The organism is Sulfitobacter sp. 1A13421, from assembly GCF_043557285.1.
Taxonomy (GTDB): Bacteria; Pseudomonadota; Alphaproteobacteria; order Rhodobacterales; family Rhodobacteraceae; genus Sulfitobacter; species Sulfitobacter faviae.
On record NZ_JBIFFQ010000001.1, the window covers coordinates 348220 to 364680 of the forward strand.

General features: G+C 63.5%; 14 protein-coding genes. 5 read left to right on the plus strand and 9 right to left on the minus strand.

The features are described from left to right. Positions 1-100: 100 nt before the first annotated feature. Entirely contained in the window at positions 101-1873 is a 1773-nt protein-coding gene (locus ACGYLI_RS01710; protein ID WP_394416622.1) for an SLC13 family permease, read from the plus strand. A gap of 75 nt (positions 1874-1948) precedes the next feature. Further along, positions 1949-2806, plus strand: coding sequence for a bile acid:sodium symporter family protein (locus ACGYLI_RS01715; RefSeq protein ID WP_394416624.1), 858 nt, complete (start codon positions 1949-1951; stop codon positions 2804-2806). Positions 2807-2876: 70 nt separating this feature from the next. Here ACGYLI_RS01715 and ACGYLI_RS01720 read toward each other — a convergent pair whose 3' ends face one another. Further along, positions 2877-4394: a hypothetical protein gene (locus tag ACGYLI_RS01720; RefSeq protein ID WP_394416626.1), complete on the minus strand. Its 1518-nt coding sequence runs from the start codon at positions 4392-4394 to the stop codon at positions 2877-2879. Between the two features lie 319 nt (positions 4395-4713). On the opposite strand from ACGYLI_RS01720, the gene ACGYLI_RS01725 reads away from it, so the two are divergent. Beyond that, positions 4714-5748, plus strand: coding sequence for a hypothetical protein (locus ACGYLI_RS01725; protein ID WP_394416628.1), 1035 nt, complete (start codon positions 4714-4716; stop codon positions 5746-5748). 1 nt (position 5749) lies between these two features. Here ACGYLI_RS01725 and ACGYLI_RS01730 read toward each other — a convergent pair whose 3' ends face one another. From ACGYLI_RS01730 to mgtE, 4 genes are all read right to left on the minus strand, one after another. After that, positions 5750-7522, minus strand: a complete 1773-nt coding sequence (locus ACGYLI_RS01730; RefSeq protein WP_394416630.1) for an SLC13 family permease — start codon at positions 7520-7522, stop codon at positions 5750-5752. Positions 7523-7617: 95 nt separating this feature from the next. Continuing rightward, positions 7618-8430 (minus strand): TIGR00282 family metallophosphoesterase, encoded by an 813-nt coding sequence (locus ACGYLI_RS01735; RefSeq protein ID WP_067267593.1) that lies wholly within the window; start codon positions 8428-8430, stop codon positions 7618-7620. Between the two features lie 38 nt (positions 8431-8468). Then, positions 8469-9056 (minus strand): 5-formyltetrahydrofolate cyclo-ligase, encoded by a 588-nt coding sequence (locus ACGYLI_RS01740; RefSeq protein ID WP_394416632.1) that lies wholly within the window; start codon positions 9054-9056, stop codon positions 8469-8471. Beyond that, on the minus strand, positions 9053-10456 hold the full coding sequence (gene mgtE, locus ACGYLI_RS01745; RefSeq protein ID WP_271687952.1) for a magnesium transporter: 1404 nt from the start codon (positions 10454-10456) through the stop codon (positions 9053-9055). Before mgtE ends, ACGYLI_RS01740 begins: the two co-directional genes overlap by 4 nt. A gap of 122 nt (positions 10457-10578) precedes the next feature. Here mgtE and guaD point away from each other — a divergent pair, with 122 nt between their 5' ends. Further along, positions 10579-11880 carry a guanine deaminase gene (gene guaD, locus ACGYLI_RS01750; protein ID WP_394416634.1) on the plus strand — a complete coding sequence of 434 codons (1302 nt, stop codon included), beginning with the start codon at positions 10579-10581 and terminating at the stop codon, positions 11878-11880. Between the two features lie 22 nt (positions 11881-11902). On the opposite strand, the gene ACGYLI_RS01755 is transcribed toward guaD, so the two are convergent. From ACGYLI_RS01755 to ACGYLI_RS01770, 4 genes are all read right to left on the minus strand, one after another. Further along, the gene (locus tag ACGYLI_RS01755) at positions 11903-12322 is read right to left on the minus strand and encodes a CAP domain-containing protein (RefSeq protein WP_271693224.1); all 420 of its coding nucleotides are present in this window, start codon (positions 12320-12322) and stop codon (positions 11903-11905) included. Next, a complete protein-coding gene (locus tag ACGYLI_RS01760; protein ID WP_394416636.1) occupies positions 12319-13653 on the minus strand; it encodes an 8-oxoguanine deaminase in 1335 nt (444 codons plus the stop codon). The genes ACGYLI_RS01755 and ACGYLI_RS01760 overlap by 4 nt, the downstream gene beginning before the upstream one ends. A 134-nt stretch (positions 13654-13787) precedes the next feature. After that, positions 13788-14588 (minus strand): histidinol-phosphatase, encoded by an 801-nt coding sequence (gene hisN, locus ACGYLI_RS01765; RefSeq protein ID WP_394416638.1) that lies wholly within the window; start codon positions 14586-14588, stop codon positions 13788-13790. Between the two features lie 80 nt (positions 14589-14668). Next, positions 14669-15043, minus strand: coding sequence for a helix-turn-helix domain-containing protein (locus ACGYLI_RS01770; protein WP_168612238.1), 375 nt, complete (start codon positions 15041-15043; stop codon positions 14669-14671). A 625-nt stretch (positions 15044-15668) separates the two neighbouring features. Between ACGYLI_RS01770 and ACGYLI_RS01775 the strand changes: the two genes are divergently transcribed. Continuing rightward, complete coding sequence (locus ACGYLI_RS01775) at positions 15669-16445, plus strand: Bax inhibitor-1/YccA family protein (RefSeq protein ID WP_271693221.1); 777 nt, start codon at positions 15669-15671, stop codon at positions 16443-16445. Positions 16446-16461: the final 16 nt, after the last annotated feature.

Genomic DNA, 16461 nt, shown 5'->3' on the forward strand with positions numbered 1-16461 from the left:
TGCGTTTGCGCCACTCTATATGCCAGCATCACCGCTGGAACAAGCCACCCGGCCTGTGCTTAGCTTTCCGCCGATGGGGCAACCACGTTAGACCGGATTTATGACCACTGATCAGATCATCCTATTCACCCTCTTCGGCGCGGTCTTTGGTCTGCTGCTCTGGGGGCGGTTTCGCTATGACATCGTGGCCTTCGGGGCGCTGATGCTCGGTGTGGTGCTGGGGGTGGTGCCCACGGAAAACGCCTTTGACGGTTTCGGCCATCCGGCCACGCTGATCGTGGCGCTGGTCTTGGTGGTTTCGGCTGGGTTGGTCCGTTCGGGCGCGGTGATGCTGATCACCCGCACGCTGGTCGACAGTTCGCGCAGCCTGGGCGCGCATATCACCATGATGGGCGCCGTGGGCGGGGTGCTGTCTGCCTTTATGAATAACGTGGCCGCCTTGGCTTTGCTGATGCCGGTCGACATCCAGACCGCACGCAAGGCGGGCCGCGCGCCGGGGCTGAGCCTGATGCCACTCAGTTTCGCCACCATCCTTGGCGGCATGGCCACGCTGATCGGCACGCCGCCCAATATCATCATCGCTTCCATCCGGCAGGAATCCTTGGGCGCGCCTTTCAAGATGTTCGACTTCGCCCCCGTCGGCGGGTTTGCCGCTATTGCCGGGCTGATCTTCGTCGCGCTGATCGGCTGGCGGCTGATCCCCGCCCGCGAAGACGCCATGATCGAGGCCGAGGACATCGCCCAATATATCGCCGAGCTGACCGTGCCCGAGGGCAACAAACAGATCGGCAAACGGCTGGCCGAGTTGCAAGAAGAGGCGCATCGCGCCGATGTGGCGATCTTGGGGCTGATGCGCGACGGCAAACGGCGCTATGGCACGGCGCGTAACGTGGTGCTGCAAGCCGGAGACGCGATCGTGCTTGAGGCCACGCCCGACGCGCTGGACGAATTCCGCAGCACGCTGAACCTCGCGCTGGCCGACCGAGACCGCGAAGACCTGCTGCTGGCTGACGGTGACGGGGTCGAGATTGTCGAGGTCGTGGTGACCGATGGCTCGCGGCTCAACGGGCGCACGGCGCAGGCGGTGGGCCTGTCGTGGCGGCAGCGCACGGTGCTGCTGGGCTTGTCGCGACAGGGCCGCAAGATCACCTCGCAACTGCGCACGACCGAGCTGAAACCGGGGGACATCCTGTTGCTGCTGGTCCCGCGCGACACGGTGGCCCATGTCACCGACTGGCTGGGCGTGCTGCCGCTGGCCGACCGCGGCCTCGCGGTGACGCAAGACAGCAAGACATGGCTCGCCATCGCGATGTTCGCGGGAGCCGTGGCGGCGGCCTCCTTCGGGCTGATCTACCTGCCCATCGCGCTTGGCATCGTGGTGGTCGGCTATGTGCTCGCCAAGATCGTGCCGCTGTCGGAACTCTACACCCATATCGAATGGCCGGTCATCGTTCTGTTAGGCTCCATGATCCCGCTTGGTGCTGCGCTCGAGACTTCGGGCGGGACCGAATTGATCGCGGGCGCGCTGGTGGGGCTGACCGAGGGGCTGCCCGCTTGGGTGGTCCTCACGGTGCTGATGGTGGTGACCATGTCGCTGTCGGATGTGCTCAACAACACGGCGACGACCATCGTCGCGGCCCCCGTGGGCATCCAGATGGCGCAGTCGCTCGGCGTCTCTCCCGATCCGTTCCTGATGGCGGTCGCGGTGGCGGCCTCTTCGGCTTTCCTGACGCCGATTGGGCATAAGAACAACACGCTGATCCTCGGCCCCGGCGGCTATTCCTTTGGCGACTATTGGCGCATGGGGCTGCCGCTGGAGATCATCGTCGTCGCCGTGTCGATCCCCGCGATCCTGTTCTTCTGGCCGCTTTAATTGCCGCCGCCGCGCGTCGGACTTGCCAGAGCATATTTGCCGCCCATAGGCTGAGTGTCAGCTTTGGGGGGACAAATGGACATTCTAATCAACGTCGTACTGCCGCTGTCATTGGCGATCATCATGCTGTCGCTGGGCGTGGGCCTCACGGTCCCAGACTTCACCCGCGTGGCGAAATACCCGCGCGCTTTTGCCTTGTGCGCGCTTTGCCAAGTGGTGCTGGTGCCCGCTGCCGCATGGGCGGTGGCCATGGCCTTTGGCCTGCGCGGAGAACTGGCCGTGGGGCTGATGATCCTCTCCTTCTGCCCGGGCGGCGTGACCTCGAATATGATCAGCAAATTCGCGCGGGGCGATGTGGCGCTGTCGGTGACTTTGACGGCAGTGGTCTCGCTTCTGAGCATCCTGACCGTGCCGGTCTTCACCGCCATCGCCGTGCGGCACTTCATGGGCGATGCCGCGCCGGATGTTTCGGTCGCGGCGCTGGCGGTGGCGATGTTCGTGATCACCACCCTGCCCGTGGCGCTTGGGCTTGCCCTGCGCCACCTCGCCCCCGGCTTTGCCGCGCGGATCGAGCCGGGCCTCTCCGCCCTCGCCGCGCTGCTCTTCGTGCTGATTGTCCTCGCCGCATTGGCCGGAAATTGGAGCGTTTTCACCGAGAACCTCGCCCGGCTTGGTCCCGCGCTTGTTAGCATGAACGCGGCGCTGATGTTGCTGGGGCTGGGCATTGCCGCCGCGGCCGGGCTGGCGTGGCAGACCCGCAAGACGATCTCAATCGAAGTGGGCACCCAGAACGCGACGCTTGGCATCACCCTCGCCGGGTTGATCTCGGGCCAAGCGTCGGGGTTCAGCGCCTATGCCCTGCCCTCGGCGGTCTATGGCATCACGATGTATCTGGTGGCCCTGCCCTTCGTCCTTTGGATGCGCGGACGCTGAGGGGGCGACGCCCGCCAAGCAAAAGGCGCGTCCAGAGGGACGCGCCTTTCGTTTTTAGACTGACGGCCCCTTAGGCCATGTCGAAGGCGTCATCCTCGCAGGTGTCGCCCCCTTCGTCTTCCTCCTCCGGCACGGAAGTGAGGGTCAGCGCGTCCATGAGGGCGCTCGCGGGGTCGGAGGTATCGGCATCGGAGTCCTCCATGTCAGGATCGACCATACCGGACACCTCAAGCACCTCGCCGCCGCTCTCATCCGAGTCCACCACGACACGCATGCCGCTCAGATCGATATCTTCGAAAGACAGCGAGCCGGGATAGGTCCAGAGGGTGAAGTTCGTGCTTGTGACCTCATCATCGGAACTGTCAGCGGTCGTGCCGAACTGCAGACCCACATCGAAGCTGCCTCCCGCTTGGGGACCATCGTCGAAACCGTCGACACCGTCATCCACGGCCTTCACATCCGTCAGGTGATAGCCTTCGGCGTTCACATCAGGGAAGAAGTTCAGTTCTTCGATTGCGCTGCCATCAGTCACATTGAAGAAAAGCCCGTTGATGTCAGCGTGGGATTCCGCTTCGGGATCAGTGGGCGAGAGGTTGAAGTGCAACTGCCCCTCCGGCGTTTCCGTGACGGCGATTGTGATCTCCCCACTCTCTCCCATCAGGAAATTAAGAACGGACTTATCGTCGCCACCGGTATCACCCCCTTGCGTACCACCCGAACCAGACCCCTTAGTGCCGCAAGAGCCGGAACCTTTGGTGCCGCCAGAGCCGGAGCCTTTCGTACCGCCAGAACCGGAACCCTTGGTGCCACCGGAGCCGGAACCCTTCGTGCCACCAGAACCGGAACCCTTAGTGCCACCCGAGCCGGAGCCCTTCGTACCGCCAGAGCCGGAACCCTTGGTACCGCCGGAGCCGGAACCTTTCGTGCCGCCAGAACCAGAACCCTTCGTGCCACCCGAGCCGGAGCCCTTAGTGCCGCCAGAACCGGAGCCTTTCGTACCGCCAGAACCGGAACCCTTGGTGCCACCGGAGCCAGAGCCTTTCGTACCGCCAGAGCCGGAACCCTTGGTACCGCCGGAGCCGGAACCTTTCGTGCCGCCAGAACCGGAGCCTTTCGTGCCACCAGAACCGGAACCCTTCGTGCCACCCGAGCCGGAGCCTTTCGTGCCTCCAGAGCCGGAACCCTTGGTCCCACCCAAGCCGGAGCCCTTCGTGCCACCGGAACCGGAGCCCTTCGTGCCGCCCGAACCGGAACCTTTTGTGCCATCGGAGCCGGAGCCTTTCGTACCGCCCGAGCCGGAACCCTTGGTGCCACCCGAGCCGGAGCCTTTCGTACCGCCAGAGCCGGAGCCCTTCGTGCCGCCAGAACCGGAACCCTTGGTCCCACCCGAACCGGAGCCTTTGCCGTCATCGTTCCCGTCGAACTTCCCGGCCAAGTGCTTGTCATACCACGTCGCGAAGGAGGAGCCCTCTACCCCGCCGTTGTGATAGGACTTCGTTCCGCTGGCATCGCAACCGCTGCCCGCTTCACCGCCAGTGGACCAGCTATTGTCCTTGCTGTTCCAACCCTTTGAGAATCTGTAACCCATGACGCCAATCCCTCATATGCATTTGCAGCCGCGGCCGCTTTGCAGCGCCGCATCCCCCACTGACCTGTGAAGCTAGCAGCGGCGCCTATTTCCGCCAAATTCTTTCCATTTTTTGGGTAAATTGGGCCGACAAAGCGTGATAAATCGAAACAGTGAGACACCCTGAGAGGGCATTGTTCTTTCGTATAGGTCAAATGCGCTGATGGGGTGCGAATCACTCCCGTCGGGATAGGTGGAAATTGCCTTTGTTTTGCCCAAAACCCGCCGTACCCTCGTCAGCCAGCCGACCTAGACAGGCGAAAACACCAGCGGAGGCCCCATGGCACGACCCAAGGAACAAAGCGCTCAGGCCCAGATCGTCGCGGCGGCGCGCAAGCATTTCGGGCAAGATGTGGCGCGGGTATCGGCCCCGGGCGGCGAAAACCGGTCGAGCTTTCGGCTGCATCTGACCGACCGCACGGTGATCGCCACCCTGCGCCCGAACTTCCGCCGCACCCATCTCGAAGCCCATGTGCTGACCGAGCTTGGCCGCCACTGCAGCGACCTGCCCGAATGTCTGGGCGTTGTGGGAGAGATCATGTTCCAATCCGACGTCGGCAAGCGCCGCCTCAACGTCGAGATCGCGCGGGTGGAACGCGCCGAACAGCTTGACCTCGCAGCCGAGGCCGTCTCAGCCATCTTCCGCATCCACGGCGCCGCGCGCCAGACCGAGTTGAACGCGATCATGCCGCATCTGGGCAACAACCGCGACTGGGTGCTGAACTTTGTCGATGCGGTGGATTTTCTGAAAGACCTCGGCGACGGCATCTCGGACCAGTTCGACCGCACCGCCGCCTATGAGCGCATCAACGCCCCGGTGCGGCAATTCGTCAAATGGGACTGCCGTTCGGGCAACGCCGCGATTGGCCGCGATGACAAGCTGCGCTGGTTCGACTTCGAATATGCCGGGCTGCGTCACGGGGCAGAAGACATCGCTTGGCTGATCGGGGATGAGGCATGGCCCATTGCCCCGCCAGACATGGTCGACGTGGTGATCGACGCCTTCGATCCGACCTGCGGCATCCCCCTGCCCGACTACCTCGACTATCTCTCGGTCTATCTGACCTTTCACGCGGTGCAACGGCTCAAGCTGATCAGCAAAGAGGCCAAGAAGCGTGGCTGGCTGAGCAAGGACCGCATCCGGCGCTATGACGACGCCGGGGTGCATCCTGAATTCGCGGCGCATATCTGTCGGGTCGGGGCCTATTTCTCGGACCAATCCGAACTCACCGCCCCGCTGACCCGTAACTTCCTTGAGGCGCAAGCGGGCTTTGACGCAATCGTCGCCCAGACCGAAAAGCAGCGCAGCGCCTGAGTTACCAAAACAGCGGGATCACCGCGCTTACCAACAGCGACATGCTCAGGTTCAGCGGGATCCCGATGCGCATGAAATCGGTGAATTTATACCCCCCCGGCCCGTACACCAACGTATTGGTCTGATAGCCAATGGGCGTGGCAAAGGCGCAGGAGGCCGCGATCATCACCGCCACCACCAGCGGCCGCGGGTCCATGCCAAGCGCGGTGCTGAGGCTGATGGCGATGGGCGTCATAATCACCGCCACAGCATTGTTGCTGACGATCTCGGTCAGGATGGTGGTCAGCAGGAACACCGCCCAAATGATGAAAAACGGCGGCAATTGCGCCAGCCCCGGCGCGATATTGTCGACGATTAGCGTGATCGCGCCGGAATTCTGCAAGGCCGCGCCAACCGCCAACATGGCAAAGATTAGCGCCAGCAGCCGCCCCTCGACGAAAGAGAAAGCCTCCTCCGCGTCGATACAGCCCGTCACCAGCACCACGGCCACGGCGATCACGGCCAGCAGGAGGATGGGCGCCACGTTGAAGGCCGCCAGAGCCACGATCCCCACGAGGGCGGCAATGGCGATCGGTGCATGACCCCGGCGGAACGCCCGGGCCGAAGGTTGGGTCACATCGACAAGGTTCATCTCGCTTGCCAGCCGCTGGATGTCTTCGGCAGCCCCTTCCAGCAGCAGCGTATCGCCGACCTTGACAATCAATTGGTCAAGCTGCTGGCCGATGTTCTGGTTCCGCCGATGCACCGCCAGCGGATAGACCCCATAGCGCCGCCGCAGCCGCATCGAGCCCAAGCTGCGCCCCACCATCCGGCAACCGGGGGTGATCAGCACTTCGACAGTCGTGGTCTCCACCGCCGACAGCTGGTCGACCCGGCGCAGTTCCTTGTTGTTTTGCAGGCTTAAAAGCTCGGTCATCTGGGTGCGCAGCACGACACGGTCGCCAACCTGAAGCGCGACCCCTTTGAGGTTGCGGCGCAATGAATCGTCGCCCCGCACCACGTCGATCAGCCGCACGCCCTCGCGTTTAAAAAGCTGCACGTCCAGCACTTCACGGCCAATCAGGTTGCTTTCGGGCGGAATCACAGCCTCGGTAAAGAATTTCATCTTGGAGCGGTCAGAGAGCATATTCGCCATGCTGTCGCGCGCGGGCAGCAGCCGGTCAGCAAAGAGCAGCATGTAAAGCAAGCCCCAAGCGCAGACCACAAGGCCCACGGGCAGGATCTCGAAAATGCCGAAAGGGGCCATGCCCTGCGACCGCGCCACACCATCGACCAAGAGGTTGGTAGAGGTGCCGATCAGCGTCAGAGAGCCACCCATGATCGCGGCATAGCTGAGCGGAATCAGCAGCTTGGAGGCTTTGGTGTTCAGCGTGCGGGTCAGTTGCACCACCACCGGGATCATCACCACCACCACCGGCGTGTTATTCATGATCGCACTGGCCGCCATGACCGACAGGATCACCCCCGCCACCGCCGTCTTGGGGTGGGTCTTGGCCGAGCGTTCGGCCAGCCGCGTCAACACATCCAGTGCCCCGGTGCGGACCAAGGCCCCCATGATGATGAACATCGCCGCGATGGTCCAAGGCGCGGGGTTTGAAAGCACCTCAAGCGCGTCGTCATAGGGCAGCACGCCAAGCGCCAGCAGCAAGGCCGCCCCGGCGATGGCGACGACTTCGGTCGGAAAGGCTTCGCGCAGGAAAAGCACGAACATCATGCCGACGACCACGAGGGTCAGCACCGCCGTCTCCATCGGAGAGAAGCTGAAAAATTCCATCAAGAACCTGTCATTCGGGCAAAAGGCCGTTGTCCAGTTACGCCGATTGCCGCCCTCGGTGCAAGCGCGACGCATGGGGCCGCGCCTTGCCGGTCTTAAGGGGCGCTGGCCTGAAGGGCACCGCCCTCACGCACCGGGACGATCCGCGTGGCGCGGCCCGTGCGGTCGTCAGTCTCGATATAGACGCCCGACAGGGTCGCCTCGCCATTGGCGGGGGTGAAACGTTCGCGCGGCATTCCGGTGATGAAACGGCGCAGCGGCTCGGCCTTATCCATGCCGATCACCGAATGATAATCGCCGCACATGCCAGCATCGCTCAGGTAGCCCGTCCCGCCCGGCAGGATCATCGCATCGGCCGTGGGCACATGGGTATGGGTGCCGACCACAAGGCTCGCCCGCCCGTCGCACCAATGGCCCATGGCCATCTTCTCACTCGTGGCTTCGCAGTGCATATCGACGATGATCGCCTGCGCCATGCCGCCCAACGGATGGGTTTTCAGCACCGGCTCCAGCGCCGAGAAAGGGTCATCGAAGGGCCGTTTCATAAAGACCTGCCCAAGCGCTTGGGTGACTAGAACCTTCTTGCCGTTCTGTGCCGTGAAGAGTTTAGCCCCCTTGCCCGGCGCGGATTTGGAGAAGTTCAGCGGGCGGATAACACGCGGCTCCTGCTCGATAAAGCTGAGCATGTCTTTCTGGTCGAAAGCGTGATCGCCAAGGGTCAGACAATCGGCCCCGGCATCGAGCAGCGTCTTGGCATGTGCGCCCGAAAGCCCCATGCCGCCGGTCGCATTCTCGCCGTTGACCACAATGAAATCGAGCTTCCAGTCGCGCCGCAGCCGCGCCAGATTTTCGGTGATCGCCCGCCGTCCGGCGCGGCCCATCACATCGCCAAGAAACAAAATCTTCATGCCCATGGACTAGGACGCGCGCGGCTTGGCGGCAACCCTTATTCCGCTCGGGACGGGGGTTGGCCCGGCGTCACCTCGATCACCCCGGCCTCGGTCACGATTAGATCGAGCGGCGCGTCGGTGTCTTCCAGCGGGACGTCGTCCCACTCCTGCCCCGCGAAAGCAAAGCCAATGGCCAGCGTGGCCCGCCGCCCGCGCAGCATCGCCAGCGTACGGTCATAAAAGCCGCCGCCATAGCCCAGCCGCCCGCCTGCGCGGTTGAAGGCCAAAAGCGGCACGATCACGATCTCAGGCTCGAAGAAATCGGGCTCAGCGGGGATCATCGCGCCAAAGGTGCCCGGCACCATCGCAGTCTCGGGGGTCCAACGGGCAAAGGACAGCGGGTGGTTCGGCTTTTTGATCACCGGCACGCCGACGGGACCATGGGCGCATGCCTCGGCCATGGCAGGGCGTGGATCAATCTCCGTTCGGATCGGCATGAAACCCGACAGCGGCACGCCGCGGTAGCCCGCCAAAACCTCGGAAAGATAGCCTGCCTGCGCTGCATTCGCCTGTTCGAACAAGGGCTTACGGCGGGCAAAGGCCGCCTTGCGCGCCTCGGCCTTCCGAGCGGCGCAATCGCTCACAACAGCACCATGGCGGCAAGGCCGAGGAAGGCAAAAAAGCCCACCACATCCGTCACCGTCGTCACAAACGCGCCCGAGGCGAGCGCCGGGTCCACCCCGAACCGCTCAAGCAAGATCGGGATGCCGGTGCCCGCAAGCCCCGCCACCACGAGGTTGATCACCATCGCCGTGGCGATGACATAGCCCAGACCCGGCGAGCCGAACCAGAGCACGCCGACAATGCCCATGATCACCGCAAATATCAGCCCGTTGACCAGCCCCACCAAGACCTCGCGCCGGATCACCCGCCAAACGTTGGAGCCGGTGAGGTCTTTGGTCGCGATGGCGCGCACCGCCACCGTCAAGCTCTGCGTGCCCGCGTTGCCGCCCATTGAGGCCACGATCGGCATCAACACGGCCAGCGCCACGATCTGCGCAATCGCCGCCTCGAATTGCGAGATCACCACGGAGGCCGCAATCGCCGTCACAAGGTTCACCGCAAGCCACGGCAGCCGCTGCTTCGTCGTCTCCGTCACCCGGTCAGAGAGCGACCCCTCGCCCACGCCCGCCAGTCGCAGGATGTCTTCTTCGTGTTCTTCGTCGAGCACGGCCATGGCATCGTCAATGGTGATGACCCCGATGAGCCGCCCCTCCTCGTCGACCACGGGGGCCGAGATCAGGTGGTACTGGTTGAAGGCATAGGCCACATCGCCCTCATCGCGCATGGCAGGGATGATCTGAAAGGTCTCCTCCAGAATATCCGCCAGCCGCGTCTCGCGGCGCGAGCGCATGAGCTTGCCCAAGGTCACATTGCCCACCGGATGCAGGCGCGGGTCGACCATGACGATGTGATAAAACTGATCCGGCAGGTCTTCTTCCTTGGTGGCGCGCAGATGGTCGATGGCTTGGCCCACCGTCCAATGCTCTGGTGCCATGACAACCTCGCGCTGCATCAGACGACCGGCGGAATATTCGGGCCAGTTCAGCGCCTGTTCCACCGCAACGCGGTCGGTCTCTTCCAATGCGTCGAGAATGGTTTCCTGCTGCGCGTCTTCCAGATCTTCGATCAGGTCGACCACATCGTCGCTGTCCAGCTCGCGCACCGCTTGGGTCAGAACCTGCGGCGTCAGAATGCTGATAACTTCCTCGCGGACCGACTCGTCGAGTTCCGACAGAATCTCCCCGTCGAATTCCTGCCCGTAAAGCCGGATCAAGGCGGCGCGATCGTCTTCGTCGATCTGCTCAAGAAGGTCGGCGATATCCGCGGCGTGTAGCGGCTCCATCAGTTGGGTCAGATGCGCCTGATCGTTGGCCTCTACCGCCTCAAGGATCGCGGCCACGGCTTTCCGGTCGAGCACATAGGCCTCGGCACGCTCTTCAGGGGAGGCCGCCGGATCCAGCTCTTCGATCTGCTCTGACATCCGCTGCTCTCCGTCTCTGCGCCTTTGTTGGGAAGGATGATATGCGAGCGCCCAAGCCGGTACAACGGCACCAGCGACGCTTCGGTATTGTTCCCCGTCCCGCCCTCACCTAAACCACTGGCATGACAAATCAACGACTCCTTTTGGGCGCGACGCTCACCTATTCCGGCAACCCGATGCAAAGCGTTTGGGAGGATGCCGTAAAGATCGACACCCAAGGCGGTGTGCTGATCGAAAATGGCCGGATCGCCGCCGTCGGCAAGGGGGAAACCCTGCGCGCCGCGCATCCGCAGGCCGAGGTGACGCGCTATGCCGATGCGTTGATCTGCCCGGGTTTCGTTGATGCTCATGTGCACTACCCGCAAACCGCGATCATCGCGTCATGGGGCAAGCGGCTGATCGACTGGCTGAACGCCTATACTTTCCCCGAAGAGATGCGCCTGTCGGATCCGGCTTATGCGAGCGAGATCGCGGCGCGCTATCTGGACCTGACGCTGGCGCATGGCACCACCACGGTCGCGTCTTATTGCACGATCCACCCCCACAGCGCCGACGCGCTGTTTCAGGCGGCGGAAAAACGCGGCCAGCGGATCGTCGCGGGCAAGACCTGCATGGACCGCAACGCGCCCGAAGGGCTGCGCGACACGGTGCAATCGGCCTATGACGACAGCAAAGCGCTGATTGAGCGCTGGCATGGCAAGGGCCGCGCGACCTATGCGATCACGCCGCGATTCTCGCCCACCTCCACGCCCGAGCAGCTTTCCGCCCTCGGCGCGCTTTGGGCAGAGCATCCGACCTGCCTGATGCAGACCCACCTCAGCGAGCAAACGGATGAGATCGAATGGGTCCGTGACCTGTTCCCAGAGGCGCGCGATTACCTTGATACCTATGAGGCCCACGGCCTGCTGGGCGAACGCGGCCTCTACGGCCATGCGATCCATCTGGAACCGCGTGAGATCGACCGGCTGGCGGAGGTCGGCGGTGCGCTGGTGCATTGCCCAACCTCAAACACCTTCATCGGGTCGGGGCTGTTCGACATGACCGGCCTTGCCGCGCGGGGCATCCCGCTGGCGCTGGCAACGGATACCGGCGGCGGCTCATCCTTTTCGATGCTGCGCACCATGGCGGCGGCCTATGAGGTCGGCCAGCTGCGCGGCACGCCGCTGCATGCGGCACAGCTCATCTGGCTGGCGACCGCAGGCTCGGCCCGCAGCCTGCATTTGCAAGATCATGTGGGTTCACTGACCGAAGGGATGGAGGCCGACATCACCGTGCTGTCGCTCGACTCCACGCCCGCCATCGCGCAGCGTCATGCCGCGGCCAAGGACATCTGGGAAAGTCTTTTCGCCACCATCATGATGGGCGACGACCGCGCGATCGCGGATGTTTGGGTGGCGGGCGCGCGGCGGGGCGGCACGGCGTAACGCCCCCCGCCTAGGGCTGGGCTCAGCAGGGCGCGCCCAGCACCATGACCCAGACCGCGTCATCAGCACGGACCAGCCCCATCTCCTCGGCCCGGGCGTCGACCATATTGCGGTAATGCCCCGGCGAGTTGGTCCAGCCGGTCATGACCTCATCGAGCGATTGCTGCCCCTTGGCAATATTCTCGGCCACGAAACACCATTCATAGCCCGCCACCGCCGCGCGGCGGCCAACATCGGTGCCATCGCGGCCTTGGTGGCTGAAATAGTCATGCGTGGCCATATCGCGGGCGTGGTCCTTTGCCGCCTGTTCCAAACGGCTGTCATAGCTCAGGGGCTGCAACCCCTTCACATCGCGCAGGGCGTTCACCCTGTCCAACCCCATCGGATCGGCCAAAGCGGGCATCCCCGCCAGCATCAGTATCGAGAATAAAACCGGCTTCATTCAGCCAAGCCTTTCGCCAAATGATTCTGCCGCGCCACCTGAGCGGCCAAGTCGATGGTGGTGATCTGACCATCGCGCACCACCTGTCGGCCTTCAACGAAAAGGTCGCGCACCGCCGTAGGACCGGCAAGAAGCAGCGCAGCCGGGTCCCAACTGCCCGCGCTTTGCACGCCCGAAACATCCCAGATCGCCACATCGGCCCGTTTGCCGGGCATCAGCCGCCCGCAGTCAGGCCGCCCCAGCACATCCGCACCGCCCCGCGTGGCCAGTTCGAGCGCCGCGCGCGGGCTCATCGCGTCGGCACCGCGGGCCACCCGCTGCAACAGCATCGCCTGCCGCGCCTCGGCAGCCAGATTGCCGCTGTCGTTGCTGGCGGAGCCATCGACGCCCAGCCCCAGCGGCACGCCCGCGTCCAGCATCGCCCGCACCGGCGCGATGCCCGAGCCGAGGCGACAGTTCGAGCAGGGACAATGCGCAACCCCGGTGCGGGTTCGGGCGAAAAGGTCGATCTCGGCCCCATCCAACTGCACGCAATGGGCGTGCCAAACGTCGTCGCCGAGCCAGCCGAGGCTTTCGGCATATTCCCCCGGGCGGCAGCCGAATTTCTCCTGCGAATAGGCCACATCCTCGGCATTCTCGGCCAGATGGGTGTGCAGCATCACGCCTTTGTCGCGGGCCAACAGCGCCGTGTCGCGCATCAATTCGCGGCTGACCGAAAAAGGCGAACAGGGTGCCAGCCCGACGCGGCACATCGCCCCTTCGGCGGGATCGTGAAAGGCGTCGACCACGCGAATGCAGTCTTCCAAAATGGCCGCCTCACGCTCCACCAGTGCATCGGGCGGCAGGCCGCCATCGCTTTCGCCGATGCTCATCGAGCCGCGGGTGGGGTGAAAGCGCAGCCCAAGTTCGGCGGCGGCGTGGATCGTATCCTCCAGCCGCACGCCGTTGGGGTAGAGATAAAGGTGGTCCGAACTTAGGCTACAGCCCGAAAGCGCCAGTTCCGCCAGCCCGATCTGGGCCGAGACGAACATATGCTCTGGCCCCATGCGCGCCCAGATCGGGTAGAGCCGTTGCAGCCAGCCAAAGAGCAGCGCGTCCTGCGCCCCCGGCACGGCGCGGGTCATGCTCTGGTAAAGATGGTGATGGGTGTTCACGAGGCCCGGTGTGACGACGCAGCCATTCGCCTCGACAATCTCACCCTCTGTCCGAAGGCCCTGCCCGATCTCGGCAATCACGCCGTCGCGCAGCAACAGGTCCGCGCCCGCAAGCTCCCGCCGGGTGTCGTCCATCGTGAGAAGGTAATCCGCGCCGCGGATGAGGGTCTCTGCCATAGGTCACACTTTCGCTATGCCCGTCTCATGCAAAGCGTGTGTGATCGGTGGAAAACGGGCGAGAGAACCGACCTTCTGCGGGATTTATCGCATCCCGCCGGGGCCGGTCAATCCGGGCTTTCCCGACAATTGGATCAATAGGCGGAAAGGATCGCAAGCGCTTGGGCGTGGATGTCGCGATTGGCCGCGGCCAGCGCCCTGCCCCCTTCATGCACCGGGTTGCCCTGCCAATCGGTCACGATGCCCCCGGCGGCTTGGATCACCGCAATGGGCGCTTGAATGTCATAGGCGTTCAGCCCCGCCTCGATCACCAGATCGACCTGCCCGGCCGCGACCAGCGCATAGGCATAACAATCCATGCCATAGCGGGTCAGCAACGCCTGCGAGGCGACGGCGCGAAAGGCGCTGCCCTCCTCACTGCTGCCGACCTCGGGGAATGTGGTGAAAACGATGGACTGCCGCAAATCCCGCGCCTCGCGGGTCTGCAAGGGGTGGCTGCCGTGGGGCCCGCTCAACAGCGCGCCATCCGGCGCCCCCTCGAACCGCTCCCCGATATAGGGCTGGTCAATGATGCCATAGAACGGCCCCGAGACGTCGGAGACCGCAATCAGCACGCCCCAAGTCGGTGTACCGCTGAGAAAGCCGCGCGTCCCGTCGATGGGGTCGAGCACCCAAGTCAGCCCCGATGTGCCGGGCTGCGCGCCATATTCCTCACCCAGAATACCATCCGCAGGCCGCTCCGCCGCCAAGATATCGCGCATCGCCCGTTCGGCGGCGCGGTCGGCCTCTGTCACCGGATCGAAACCCGTGCCGAGCTTGTTGTCGGCCTGCAAATCGAGCCTGCGGAAATAGGGCAGGATCACCTGCCGCGCCCCATCCGCCATCAGATGGGCAACGCGGCGGATATCGGGATCGAAGTCACTGGTGTTCATCATGGCGAAGACCTGACAGTTTGCGCCCCTTTGCGCAAGCCTGTCAGTGCGTTAGAGCCACGTCCAGACGCGGGCGGGCAAGCTCAGGCCACGTCACTCAAGACGCGGGCCAGTTCAAACAACCGGCGGCGCTGGTTCTCGGGGATGGCGTAGTAAGAGCGCACCAGTTCCATCGCCTCCTTGTCAGCCATCAAATCGGCAGGCAGCCCGTCCATCGGCGCGCCCTCGGCGACCTCCTCATCCTTCAACCCTTCGAAAAAGAAGGACACAGGCACCCCAAGCGCATCGGCGATATCCCACAGCCGGGACGCGCTGACGCGGTTCGCGCCGGTTTCGTATTTCTGTATCTGCTGGAATTTGATCCCAACCAGTTCCGCCAGTTTCTGCTGGGTCATCCCCGTCAGCCAGCGGCGCTGCCGGATACGTTTGCCTACATGTACATCTACCACATGCACCATATTCTCTAATCCTTATAGGGCACATGCGACCGTGCCAATCTCAGTTCCAAACAAGGACGAAGTGTGCCGTCGCCTCGCACGATACCGCAGGGGTTGCGCGAAAGTTCTGCCTCCTATCATAGCGGTTGCGTTGAGTTCGGCCAAGAATTTTCACGGGATGGTAAAAATCTGCCCTGTATCGACTGCAACCTCAGGCGGTGCACTGCCCCTCTCTCTCTGCGACCGGCGGGTGTGAAATCCCCAAGTTTCCTTGGGCCTGTCGGTTTCCCGCTCGGCAACCACTGGATGAACGCGAAGAATATCAATCGGTTCCCGTCGGAATGCGTCAAATGCCATCTTTCCGTGTTTGGGGCGGTGGGAATGGCTGCCGCCCGCGCGCGCGCCGCTTGAAATGCATCGGTGCTTTTCCGCCGATCGACCGCTCGCGGCAGTCCCGTCCAAGGCGCGCGCAGGGCAAGCCGACGCCCCGCGCACGCCCCGAACATCCCTACCCGTAAAACCCGCGATTATTGCCGTGTTATCAGCCCGCAAGACACTTGAAATTCGCCCCCTCAGGCCCGATATTCAGACCCAAGAACGTGTCGGCCGGGTTTCGACACGCAACTTTGCCAATGGGAGTCACTAAATGGCTGACGTCAATTCAATTCGCTCTGCTGCCGGGTCGCGCGTCTCCGCGATCGACGAGGGTCTGCGCGCTCATATGAACAAGGTGTATGGCACCATGTCGATCGGCATGCTCATCACCTTCGCCGCGGCCTGGGCCATCTCGGGCCTGTCGGTCACCGCCGACCCCTCCGCCGCCGTGGCGCAGCTCAGCCAGGATAAATACCTGACGCAATTGGGTTATGCGCTCTATGCCTCGCCGCTGAAATGGGTCGTGATGTTCGCACCCCTTGCCTTTGTTTTCGGCTTTGGCGCCATGATCAACCGCATGTCCGCCGCCACGGCGCAGGTTGTGTTCTACGCCTTCGCCGCCGTCATGGGCATCTCGATCAGCTCGATCTTTCTGGTCTTCACCGGCTATTCGATCGCGCAGGTTTTCCTGATCACCTCCATCGCCTTCGCGGGTCTGTCGCTCTGGGGCTACACCACTAAGAAGGACATCTCCGGTTGGGGCAGCTTCCTGATCATGGGTGTGATTGGTCTGGTCGTCGCGTCGATCGTCAACATCTTCCTCGCCTCCTCGGCGCTGATGTTCGCGATCTCGGCGATCGGTGTTCTGATCTTCGCGGGTCTGACCGCCTATGACACCCAGAAGATCAAAACCGAGTATCTGGCCCACGCCCATCACGGCGACACCGAGTGGCTGGGCAAAGCCGCGATCATGGGCGCGCTGAGCCTCTATCTGGACTTCATCAACATGTTCATGATGTTGCTGTCGCTCTTCGGCAACCGCGAGTAATCGCTCTGCCATCTAA